General features: G+C 66.2%; 8 protein-coding genes and 2 pseudogenes. 7 read left to right on the top strand and 3 right to left on the bottom strand.

Annotation, left to right across the window (positions count from 1 at the left end):
- Positions 1–152: 152 nt before the first annotated feature.
- Complete coding sequence (locus tag XH83_RS09955) at positions 153–1,409, top strand: MFS transporter (RefSeq protein WP_194406821.1); 1,257 nt, start codon at positions 153–155, stop codon at positions 1,407–1,409.
- Positions 1,410–1,463: 54 nt separating this feature from the next.
- On the opposite strand, the pseudogene XH83_RS09950 reads toward XH83_RS09955, so the two are convergent.
- Positions 1,464–2,168, bottom strand: a pseudogene (locus tag XH83_RS09950) (outer membrane protein); the annotation flags it as partial.
- Between the two features lie 477 nt (positions 2,169–2,645).
- Here XH83_RS09950 and XH83_RS09945 point away from each other — a divergent pair.
- The 5 genes from XH83_RS09945 (at position 2,646) to XH83_RS09925 (ending at position 8,513) form a co-directional block, all read left to right on the top strand.
- Entirely contained in the window at positions 2,646–3,851 is a 1,206-nt protein-coding gene (locus XH83_RS09945) for a M20/M25/M40 family metallo-hydrolase (RefSeq protein WP_194406820.1), read from the top strand.
- Between the two features lie 130 nt (positions 3,852–3,981).
- Positions 3,982–5,067, top strand: a complete 1,086-nt coding sequence (locus XH83_RS09940; protein WP_194406819.1) for a mandelate racemase/muconate lactonizing enzyme family protein — start codon at positions 3,982–3,984, stop codon at positions 5,065–5,067.
- Between the two features lie 226 nt (positions 5,068–5,293).
- A complete protein-coding gene (locus XH83_RS09935) occupies positions 5,294–6,442 on the top strand; it encodes an amidohydrolase (RefSeq protein ID WP_194406818.1) in 1,149 nt (382 codons plus the stop codon).
- Between the two features lie 100 nt (positions 6,443–6,542).
- On the top strand, positions 6,543–7,265 hold the full coding sequence (locus XH83_RS09930; protein WP_194406817.1) for a DUF72 domain-containing protein: 723 nt from the start codon (positions 6,543–6,545) through the stop codon (positions 7,263–7,265).
- Positions 7,266–7,382: 117 nt separating this feature from the next.
- Complete coding sequence (locus XH83_RS09925; RefSeq protein WP_194406816.1) at positions 7,383–8,513, top strand: caspase family protein; 1,131 nt, start codon at positions 7,383–7,385, stop codon at positions 8,511–8,513.
- A gap of 24 nt (positions 8,514–8,537) precedes the next feature.
- Here the strand turns inward: XH83_RS09925 and XH83_RS09920 are convergent, their stop codons facing one another.
- Positions 8,538–9,725: a CaiB/BaiF CoA-transferase family protein gene (locus tag XH83_RS09920; RefSeq protein WP_194406815.1), complete on the bottom strand. Its 1,188-nt coding sequence runs from the start codon at positions 9,723–9,725 to the stop codon at positions 8,538–8,540.
- 84 nt (positions 9,726–9,809) lie between these two features.
- Positions 9,810–11,159, bottom strand: a pseudogene (locus XH83_RS09915) (ferric reductase-like transmembrane domain-containing protein).
- A gap of 246 nt (positions 11,160–11,405) precedes the next feature.
- On the opposite strand from XH83_RS09915, the gene XH83_RS09910 reads away from it, so the two are divergent.
- The gene (locus XH83_RS09910) at positions 11,406–11,879 is read left to right on the top strand and encodes a hypothetical protein (protein WP_246776451.1); all 474 of its coding nucleotides are present in this window, start codon (positions 11,406–11,408) and stop codon (positions 11,877–11,879) included.
- Positions 11,880–11,885: the final 6 nt, after the last annotated feature.

Here is an 11,885-nt window from a genome sequence, read left to right as displayed (position 1 = left end):
CACCCGTTAAGCTTCGTCTCGACGGCCGGCAGGCAACCGCTGCCAGTAATGCGGAGAAGCCACATTCCGGAATAATGGGGTCCCGCTGCCGCCATTGGCGCCCGCCCCCCAATCATGTACGCCAATCCGAAATCTCTCTGGGACGAACGCTCATGACGACGGCTGCCACGAACGAGGCGGGAGACGGCACCCGCGCGCTGGTCTTTGCGCTGCTCGCGCTCGCCTGCGGCCACATGCTCTCGACCTTGCTGCGCACCATTCCGGCGGTCAGTCTCGATCTGATGGCGGCGGACTTCCGCATCGAGCCGCAAGCCCTCGCCAGCCTCACCTCGATCTATCCTTTCGCTTTCGCCGCGGCGCAGATTCCAGTCGGGGCGGCCATGGATCGCTTCGGCGTGCGCCCGGTGTCGCTGAGCCTGCTCGCAGGCACCGTGCTCGGCGCGGTGGCGTCGGCATTTGCCACCGGCGCAGCGAGCTTCGCGGTCGGGCAGTTCATGCTGGGCGTCGCCACCTCGGGCATGCTGATGTGCCCGATGACGCTGGCGGCCAAGCAATTGTCGGCAAGCCGCTTCGGGCTGTGGTCGGGCGCGATCCTCTCGATCGGCAATATCGGCATGCTGTTGTCATCGAGCCCGCTTGCCTTCGTGGTCGACAATTGGGGCTGGCGCGCCGGGTTCTGGATCTCCGCAGCTGGCGGCGTTGCGGTCGCGCTCGCCGTGTTCGCGCTGGTGCCGCACCAGCCGGCCGAGCACAAGGACGAATCCTCTCCGCTGTCGCAGATGATCGAGGTGCTCAGGCTCGGCCTCTCGCGTCCCCTGCGCGGCCTGATCGCTCTGGCGCTGGTGTCGCTCGCGACTTCACTGGTGCTGCGCGGCTTGTGGGGCGGGCCGTGGCTGATGCAGGTCAAGGGACTGTCGCGGGTCGAGGCCGGCAACCAGCTCGGCGCGTTCACGCTGGCGATGATCGCAGGTCCGCTTCTCATCGGCATGATCGACCGCAGGCTCGGCCGCCGTCGCGATCTCGTGGCGGGCACGCATATGGCGGGGGCGCTGCTGGTGGCGCTGATGGCGCTCGGGGCGCCGCGTTACGCGGTGTCCGTGCTGTCAGGCGTTCCCGTGATGCCGCCGGAATACGACCTGGTGCTGTTCGTGCTGATCGGCCTTGCGACCTCCGCCCAGCCGCTGATCTTTGGCATGTCCCGCCAGCTGGTCGAGGCGCAAGTCGCCGGCAAGGCGCTTGCGGCCGTGAACCTCGCCTTCTTTCTCGGTGCGGCCCTGATGCAGTCGGTGACCGGCGCTGTGGCGGCGTTCGCCGGGCTGCCGGCGGTGCTGCTGTTCATGGCCGCGATGCTGGCGCTCGGCGTGCGGGTCTTCCTGGCCTACACGTCTCCGCTTCGCGGGACGGGCTGAGCGTTTCGCTCACGCCGCCCGCGCGTGCTTCCAGACCGTCATGGGGCCCGAAGATCAGTACTTCGCGATCACCGGTCCGCCGAAGCGGTAATTGACCCTGAGCGTCGCCTGCTCGACGGTCAGCCGGGAGCTCGAGGTGCCCGTTGCCAGCACGCCGCCCAACCCGTCGGGAACTGTGAAGGCGACACTGCGGCTGCCGAAGTCGGTGTAGCGATATTCGCCGGCCAGGCTCCAATTCGGGTTGAAGGCCCATTCGATGCCGCCGCCGACGGTCCAGCCCCAGCGCGTGGTCGAGCCGCCGTTCGCTGCCGAGAACGACCCCGCGGGGATGGCAATGCCGGGACCGTTGACGACGGTGGTCCTGGAACCGCCGATCTCGGCGACGGCAGCGCCGCCGGTGACATAGAACAACGCGCGGTCCACCGTGACGCCGGCGCGGCCGCGGAAGCTGGCCATCCAGTCGACATGACCGAAATCGACCGTCACCGTCTGCGTCACCGCGGGCGCAAACAGCGGGGCGCCGAAGGTGCGCGAAGCGCTGGCGCTGGACCCGTTCAAACCGGTGCCGACCGCGTCGGCTTCCACGCCGAGCACGAATTGCTGGACCTGCCAATTGTAGCCGACCTGGCCGCCGCCGATGACGCCGCTGCGGCGGCCGTCACCTGCAAGGGTGCCGGTCTGTCCCGGAACGAGCGTGATGATGCCTGAGACCGGGGGCAGGACGATAAAACCGGGGAACAGCACGCCGCCATCGCTGCTGCCGGTGCTGGGAGTCCAGGCGCCGCCGACATTGGCGCCGACGTAGAATCCGGTCCAGCTGAAGACCTAGGCGGCGACCGGCAGCGGCCTCGCCTTGACCGCCATATCCGCAGCGTCAGCCGCGACGACACCGAACAACAAGGCACTTCCCGCAATTGCCGCGATCCGCATCATTGCCCCCAATATCTCTCGGCAGAGTCGGCGTGCCGCGGCGCCGGAAAACACCTTTAAGTTAGGAGCGAATCGCCGCCAAAGCTGTCACCGGGCAGCAACATCCGGACACATTATGTTCGCGCGAGATATTTGTGCGACGCGATGCCCGCGCCCATACGGCCCGGCCATGGGCGGTAGCCGAGGCCGCTTTCGGGACCATGCGCGCCTAGCAACGCAAGGGCGTGGCTCATGCGTCGAGGCCGCCTTGCACAACCGAGTACCGCAGGGGATGCTGACAGGCATCGTGCATCAAGGGAATGAATCATGCCTGTCGACACCAAAGCCGCCACCGATCGTCTCATGCGCTTTCTCGCGGTCGAGGGCGTCACCGGACAGGAGGCGGCGATCGGGCGTGAGCTCATGGCCGCGCTGAAGGAGAGCGGCGTGCCGGCGAAGGCGATCCGCCTCGACGATGCCAACACGCGGATTCCCGTACCGACCGAGACCGGCAATCTCATCGTCGACCTGCCCGGCCGCGGCGCGCTGCACAACCAGCCGCGCATCATGTTCATGACCCACATGGACACCGTGCCGCTCTGCGCCGGCGCCAAGCCGAAGAAATCGGGGCGCAAGATCGTCAACGAGGCCAAGACCGCGCTGGGCGGCGACAACCGCTGCGGCTGCGGCGTGCTGGTGACGCTGGCCGCCGAGCTCGAAAAGCAGAAGCTCGACCATCCCCCGATCACGCTGCTGTTCTGCGTGCGCGAGGAGAGCGGACTCTACGGTGCGCGCCACGTCAAGCTGGACGAGCTGGGCTCGCCGGTGATGGCCTTCAACTATGACGGCGGCTCGGCCTCCAATGTCGTCATCGGCGCCGTCGGCGCGGACCGCTGGACCGTCGAGATCTTCGGCCGCGCCTCGCATGCCGGCGTCGCGCCGGAGCGCGGCATCTCCTCGACCATGATCATGGCGCTCGCACTTGCGGACGTGAAAGCCGGCGGCTGGTTCGGCAAGGTGGTGAAGGGCAAGGGCGCGAGCGCGCGGATGGGCACCAGCAATGTCGGCCCCGTCACCGGCGGCGAAGGGCGCCCGGCGGGCGATGCCACCAACGTCGTCACCGATTACGTGCATGTGCGCGGCGAATGCCGCAGCCATGACGGAAAGTTCTTCAAGGAGATCACGAAAGCCTACAAGGCCGCATTCGAGAAGGCGGCCAAGACGGTGACGAACGCGCAAGGAAAGTCCGGCAAGGTGAAGTTCAAGGCCGAGACCGACTATTATCCGTTCCGCATGAAGGACAGCCAGCCCGTCATCAAGCGCGCGGTCGAGGCCGTATCGGCGGTCGGCGGCACGCCGAACGTCCGCACCGCCAATGGCGGGCTGGATGCCAACTGGATGGTCCGCCACGGCATCCCGACCGTGACCTTCGGCGCCGGCCAGAACGAGGCGCACACGATCGACGAATGGATCAATCTCGACGAATACGACCGGGCGTGCGCACTGGCGGTGCAGCTTGCGACGATGCGGTGAGGCAAGGGCGCAACCGACCGCTTCTGCCGCCGCGGAGATCAAAGTGGTGAGTTACGCCAAGCACATGCGCTTTGCGCATCTGTTCGGCTAACCCACCCGACGCAACAAGAACAACAAAAAGGGAGGCACCATGCCGCGCATCGCTCACATCGAATCCGGACTCTACCGGATCCCCCTTCCCGTCACGCTGTCCGACTCCACCCATGGCGAGATCACGGCGTTCGAGCTGATCACCTGCCGCATCCGTGATGCCGATGGCGCCGAAGGCGTCGGCTACACCTACACCGTCGGCCGCAATGGCGGCGCTGTCGCGGACATCCTCAGGCGCGAGATCCCGCCGCTGGTCGAGGGCCGCGAGGCCGACGATACCGAAGCGATCTGGCATCACGTCTGGTGGGCGCTGCATTATGGCGGGCGCGGCGGGCCGGTGGTGCTGGCGCTCTCCGCGCTCGACATCGCGCTGTGGGATTTGAAGGCGCGGCGGGCGAAGCTGCCGCTGTACCAATTGCTCGGCGGCTTCGATGCCCGCGTGCCGTGCTATGCCGGCGGCATCGACCTCGATCTCTCCGTGGACGAGCTGCTCGCGCAGACCGACGGCAATCTCGCGAAAGGCTTTCGGGCCATCAAGATGAAGGTCGGCCGGCCCGACCTGAAATCCGACGTCGCAAAAGTCGCCGCGATGCGGCAGCATCTCGGCGACGGCTTTCCGCTGATGGTGGATGCCAACATGAAGTGGGCCGTGGAGGAAGCGATCCGCGCGGCGCGCGCGTTCGTTCCTTATGACCTCACCTGGCTCGAGGAGCCGATCATTCCCGACGACGTGGCGGGCCACGCTCGCATCATGCAGGAGGGCGGTGTCCCCATCGCGGCGGGCGAGAATTTGCGCTCGCTGTGGGAGTTCAAGAGCTACATCGCATCAGGCGCAGTGTCCTATCCCGAGCCCGATGTCACCAATTGCGGCGGCGTTTCCACCTTCATGAAGATCGCGCGGCTGGCGGAAGCGTTCAACCTGCCCGTCACCAGCCACGGCGCCCACGACATCACCGTGCATCTGCTCGCGGCGTGCCCGAACCGCTCTTTCCTGGAGGCGCACGGGTTTGGGCTCGACACATATATCGAGCATCCGCTGGTGCTTAAGGGTGGCAAGGCGCTGGCGCCGGATCGGCCTGGGCATGGGATCAGCTTCGACTGGGCGGGGCTGGCGAAGCTGGCGTGATGCCCAATGCTTGTCATTCCGGGGCGCGACGAAGTCGCGAACCCGGAATCCATTGGGCCACGGAGCTTGCTGCGCGATGGATTCCGGGCTCGCGCCAAGAGGCGCGCCCCGGAATGACCCGAAAAAATGCGGCGCGCGTGCCTGCACGCAAGCCATTCGCTGGCGCAGGATGCGTCAGCCCAATAATCCGTTATGGTGGTAGCAACATTTTGCGAGAGACCCTGCCTTGACACCCGAGCTGCATCAGAAACTGACCAATTGGCGCCGGCATCTTCATGCGCACCCCGAGCTGTCGCTCCAGGAGAAGGAGACCTCCGCCTTCGTGCGAGCGAGGCTCACCGAACTCGGCATTCCGTTCGAGGCGGGCGTCGGCGGCCACGGCGTCGTCGCGACCTTGACCCGCGGGCATGCCCAAAGGCGGGTCGGCCTGCGCGCCGACATGGACGCGCTGCCGATCACCGAGGACACCGGCCTGCCTTACGCCTCCAGGACATCGGGCGTGATGCATGCCTGCGGCCATGACGGACACACCGCCTCGCTGCTCGGCGCCGCCGCGCTGCTCGCCGCCGATCCCAGCTGGAGCGGTACGGTCGATTTCATCTTCCAGCCGGCGGAGGAAGGCTTTGGCGGCTCGCGCGCGATGGTCGCGGCCGGGCTGTTCGACCGCTTCCCGATGGAGCGCGTGTTCGGCTTTCACAATTGGCCGGGCCTCACCGCCGGCACCATCGCCGTGCATGACGGCGTCGTCATGGCCTCCGGCGGGCGCATCACCATCACCATCGAGGGTCATGCCGGCCACGCCGGCATGCCGCATCTGACGCGCGATCCGGTGATGGCGGCCGGCCATCTCATCGTGGCGCTGCAATCGATCGTGGCGCGCGGCGTCGATCCGCTCGACACGGCCGTGCTCTCGCTCTGCACCATCGACGGCGGCACCGCGCCGAACCAGATCGCCGGACGCGTGACGATTCGCGGCACGCTGCGCTACCACCGCGAGGCGGTCAAGGACGTCATCCTCGCCGGCATCGAACGGACCTGCGCCGGCATTGCGACCACCTTCGGCGTCAAGGTCACGCCCGACATCGTCTGGGGTGTGGGTGTGGTGGTCAACACGCCCGACGAGGCGGACCTCGCGCGCATCGCCGCGCAGAAGGTGAAGGCGCCCGTGCGGCGCGACCTCGCGCCCAGCATGGCCGGCGAGGATTTTGCCCATTACCTGCAGCAGCGGCCCGGCGCCTTCGTCTGGATCGGCAACGGCGAGTTGCGCGACGGCGCGGAGCTGCACGGCCCGCGCTACGATTTCAACGACGCGATCCTGCCGGTGGCGTCGAGCTGGATGGCGGAAGTGGCCAAGGCGGCGCTGGCGTCGAACTGATCCAGCCGCACGCCGCCACGCCGACAGCAACATATTTCGTGCACGAACGTTGCCCCGGACAAGGCGCGGCCTGCCGCCGCGTCCGAGGGATGACGGATCGATGGCGCGCGTACTGATCGGAACTTCGGGCTGGCACTACGATTCCTGGCGCGGCCCGTTCTTCCCTGAAGGCGTGACGCTGAAGCAGCAGCTCAGCTATTACGCCGGACAGTTCGACACGACCGAGCTGAACGGGGTGTTCTATCGCACGCCGACGCCCGAAGCCGTGACGGGATGGCGCGAGCAGACCGGGCGCGATTTCGTCTTCGCCTGGAAGGCGTCGAAATTCATCACGCACTGGAAGCGCCTCTCGGAGCGCTCCGTCAACAGCCTCGCGCTGCTGGAGGACCGCATCTCCAGGCTCGGCGGCAAGGCCGGCCCGATCCTGTTCCAGCTGCCGCCGCAATTCGAGGCGAACGCCGACCGCCTCGCGTCTTTTTTCAAGCTGCTGTCGCGCAAGCGGCGCTACAGCTTCGAGTTCCGTCATCCGAGCTGGTACCAGCCGCGCATCCTGCGCATGCTGGCAGACGAGAACATCTCGCTCTGCCTGTCCGACCATGCCGACGCGCCCGCGCCATGGAAGCGCACGGCGGATTTCGTCTATGTGCGCGGGCACGGGCCGAGCGGGCGTTATCACGGGCACTATAGCAAGGCCGCGCTGGCACAATGGGCCAAGCGCATCAAGTCCTGGAAGCGGCAGGGCTGCGACGTCTACGTCTATTTCGACAACGACCAGAAGAGCGCGGCGCCGGCCGACGCGCGGGCGCTGAAGCGGCTGCTGTAGCGCAAAGACGCCAGCTCGAGCGGCGCCTGGCCCTTGGCCACTCTGGACCGGTTGCTGTACCATGGATCTCGCTCGAGCAGGCGAGATCCAATGAACCGACGCGAGTTTGTTTCGGGAGTGACCCTCGCAACCGCGTTTGCGGGCCTGGTACCGACCGGCGCCGCGGCGGATGGCAAGCGTGTCGCGCTGGTGATCGGCAACGGCGCCTACCGGAACGTGCCCTCCCTGCTCAATCCGCCGAACGACGCCAGCGACATCGCCGCGGCGCTAAAGCGGCTCGGCTTCACGGCCTCCCTGATCACCAACGCAGGTTTCGATGACATGCGCCGCGCCCTGCTCGCATTCGGGCGTGAGGCCGCGGGCGCCGACATGGCGGCCGCGTATTTCGCTGGTCATGGCATGGAAATCAATGGCGAGAACTGGCTGATCCCGATCGACGCAGAGCTGAAGCGGGACACCGACGCGGCCAACGAAGCCATCAGCCTCAGAAGCGTGATGTTGCAGGTGTCCAACACCACGAGCCTTGGCCTCGTCATCCTCGACGCCTGCCGCAACAATCCGTTTGCCGCCAGGATGAACCGCTCGCTCGCGACGCGGGCAACCCCGAACGCCGGGCTCAGCCGCGTCGAGCCGGCCGGCAATGTTCTCGTGGCGTATGCCGCAAGAGACGGTACCACCGCGCTCGATGGCGACGCGCGCAACAGCCCGTTCGCAACCGCGCTACTGCGCAACATCGAGACTCCGGGTGTCGAGATCACATTCATGTTCCGCAACGTCCGCGACGACGTGATGGAGGCGACCCGCAACGAGCAGCAGCCCTTCGTCTACGGCTCGCTGTCGCGCAAGGCGATCTATCTCGCCGGTCGACCGCCTGACGGCGCGGGGGACACGGCGCCGGTCAGTCCGCTTCCGGCCGCCATCTCCCCGGTTCCAGCGCACGCGCCGACGTCACCGACGATCGATCCGGCGCTGGTCGGCACCTGGGAAATCATGGTGCCGAGCCGCCGCGGACAATCCCGCTGGATCTGGCAGATCATGATCGACGGCACCTACAAGTTCCACGCCGAGCCTCCACGTTCTGCGCGTTCGCACGAGGGGAGGATCACCGCCGCGAATGGCCGCTGGAGCCTGCAAGCACTCAGAGGCTTGTCAGGTTACAGCGATGGCGGCGCCTACGAGGTCCACGACGCGCTGGCGACGATCACGGGCAAGCTCGGCACCGGTGCCTGGAAGCGTAGCGCGGACTGACGGCGCGGCCTGGTGCGTCGAGCGCTAGATGATCCCGCCCTGCCGAAGCGCCGCGATCTCGGCGTCGTCGTAGCCGAGCTCTGCGAGGACGAGATCGGTGTGCTCGCCGAGCGTCGGTGGACGGTGCGCGATTTCGCCCGGCGTTTCCGAGAGCCGGACCGCAGCACGCGTCACCGGTGCGGGCTTCGGGAGGCCGGGATAGCCGACATCCTGCATGAACCCGGCGGCGCGGATGTGCGGATGATCCAGTGCCTGTTGCGGCGAGAGCACGGGTCCGGTCGGAATCATGGCCTGGCCGAGCGTATCGACGGCCTCCTGCGTGGTGCGCTCGGCGCACCAGCGCGCCATCCGCTCGCTGATGACCGCGCCGTTGTTGCCACGGCTGATATCGTCGGCAAAGCGCGGATCGTTCAGCCACACCTCCTCCTCGCCCATCAGCCGCGCCCAGCGCTTGAACAACGGATGTCCGGTGACCTGGCATAGCACCCAGCCGTCCTTCGTGCGGTAGATGTCGGCGGGCGCCGCGGTCTGGCCGAGATTGCCCGTGGGCACGCGATTGACGTTGATGACGGCCTGCTCGATCAGCGTCGCATTGGTGAAGGACAAAGCGGTTGCGAGCAGCGCGCCCTCGACGATCTGCCCGCGTCCGGATTTGCCGCGCTCGATCAGCGCGGCGAGCGTGCCGAACGCACAATGCAGCGCGGTGCCGAAATCGACCCAGTTCACCGCGGCGCGAAACGGCGGATCGCCTGCGCCCGTCATGTACACCGATCCCGACATGACCTGCCCGACGCCGTCGAAGCCGACGCGGTCGGACCAGGGCCCCGGCCCACCGAACGCGGTTGCCGTCGTCAGGATGATGTCGGGCTTGATCGCCTTCAGCGAGTCGTAATCCAGCTTCATCGCGCGCAGGGTCTGCGGCGGCAGATTGGTGACGACGACGTCCGCGGTCGCGATCAGGCGGCGCATCACCTCCTGCCCTTCCGGCTTCATCGGATCGAGCGTGATGCACTTCTTGTTGCGGTTGACCTGGAGAAACAGCGCGCCCTCGCCATTTTCGCCGACCGGCGCCACGAAGCGGTCCTCGCTGCCGTCGCGCTTCTCGACGCGGATGACCTCGGCACCGAATTCGGCCAGCAAGGTCGCACAATAGGGGCCTGCGATATAGCGTCCGAAATCGAGGACGCGCACGCCCTCCAAAACTCCTCCCATCGATCCCTTCCCTGTTGTTGGTAGCAGATTACAGGGAAAGGCTGCCAGGGCAAGCTGCGAAGCGGCTCGCATAAGTGCTTTTGGTCATCGCATCGCGAACAGCTCCTGATGAAACCGCCGTCCGACAGGGAAGCCTTGCGCACCGAAGTCTCGTCTGAGTGCCTCCCCGAACGCCGCCGGGCCACAGAACCAGATGCTCGCCTCGCGCCATTGCGGGACGGCTTGGCGAATCCGCTCGCCGGTCAGTCGTCCATCGCGGGCGTCGATGAGGACGTGGAGACGGACATCTGCCGGGTGCGCGTCTGCGGCAAGCTTGCCGAGCGCTTCCTCATCCACGTCAGCGGTGGTGTGAAAGAGGTCAACCGCCTGCGCGACAGAGCAACCGGGAATATCCTTCATGGCCGCCTGCTTCATGCGGGCAACGAAGGGCGTGATGCCGATACCGCCGCCGATCCAGATCTGATGCGCGCAATCATCGTCGAAAGTGAAACACCCATAGGGGCCTTCCACCTTCACCTCCTGCCCGACGCGGAGCTTCTCCCGCAGCCGGCTGGTGTGGTCCCCGAGCTCCTTGGCGATGAAGACGATCCTGGGGTCTGCTGCGTTCCAGCCGGAGGCGATCGTATAGGGATGCGCACCCTCGGAGACATCGGACGTGGCGAATGCGAACTGGCCCGGCCGATGCCCCGGCCAGCCGTGAGGCACCTCGATCTCGGTCTCGATGGCTCTGACGCCGGGATAATATTTGAGCGATGTGATCCTGCCTTGCGCCTGCCGCCGAGCCCCGATGCGCCGCAGCAGCGCGACAGCCGCAGCCCACGTGCCGAAGGCGAGCAGCACCGCGACGATCCAGCCGAGCGGCGACATCCAGTAGCTGAACTTGATCAGACTGACCGCATGAAAGACCAGAACCAGATACGCGATCGCAAGCAGCCGATGCGTCTTGTAGAAGAGCCGATAGGGAAACATTTGAATGAGCGCCAAAGCAATCAGCACCACGGCGCCGTAGAAGGCCCATTCGCCCAGCCCCTCCGCTGGCTCACGAAGGCTGCCAAAGAACGCCTCGATCGGATTTTCGATGACGGGCCTTGGTCCACGCTGTGGTCGAGTCAGCACCCCTCAGCCGACCGCCCATTTCGGACCGTTGGCCCATAGCCAATGGATAGCGGCAGTCACCAGGGCGGCGATACCGAACCATTTGTGCAAGCGGTACATCTTGTCGAGACCGCTCAACCAAGCCTCCGGCCAGCGCGGTCGTAGCGCGAGGATCATCGCCATGCTCATGCAACCGATTGCCAGCACGCCGCTCAACTGCACCATTCGTTCGCGAAGCGGGAAGAAGGAGCCCGGGCCGAACGGCTGCGGCTCCGCAACCAGCCACAGCAGGACGAGAACCACCAGACTGCCCCAAAATACCCGTTTTAGCTTGTGCATGCCGTCCTTCTCTCACGAGGTTGCCGCGCAAGCTTGAACCGATCGGGCTGCGTTGCATTGAGCTGACTCAACCCCGTTCGTGATGAGCCGCATTCCGTGCATTGGCCGACGACAGTCTGATGCCTGTCCGGGCATCCTGCGTCGCCGGGCCGCAGCTCGTTCCGCTCGAGACTTTGCTCCAGCACAAACTCCTGCCCGTCGCGATCCCCCACCTGAAAGCAAAGAAGCTTTCGGAGGAATTCCGTGATGATCCCGACCAAATCGTTTGCGCTGACGGCCCTTGCACTTTGTCTTGTCCTCGGACAGCCTGCTCTCGCTGCCGGACCACACGCGCATGAAGGGCCGACCGCGACCACCCGGCCGCAGCTCGACCATGGCAAGAAGTGGCCGACCGATGATGTCTTGCGCCGCGGCATGAACGACATCAGCCTTGCGATGAGGCAATCGCTGGGACCCATTCACAGCAATGTGTTTACGTCCGCGCGGTACGAGGCTCTGGCCGCGCGAATCCAGGCGCAGGTCGATGACGTCGTGGGCAACTGCAAGCTGCCCGAGCAGGCCGACCAGCAGCTCCACCTCGTTCTCGAGCAGATCATCGACGGTGCAGCCAGGATGAAGAGCGGCACCGGCCGCGACGAGGGAGCCATCAAGATCGTGCGGGCGCTCGCTCAATATGGCGAATACTTTGACCACGCCGGCTGGCAACCGCTGAAACACTGAGGTCGA

The organism is Bradyrhizobium sp. CCBAU 53351 (genome assembly GCF_015291745.1).
Taxonomy (GTDB): Bacteria; Pseudomonadota; Alphaproteobacteria; order Rhizobiales; family Xanthobacteraceae; genus Bradyrhizobium.
Note: the sequence above shows the minus strand (reverse complement) of the source record. Positions and strands in the feature narration are given on the sequence as shown.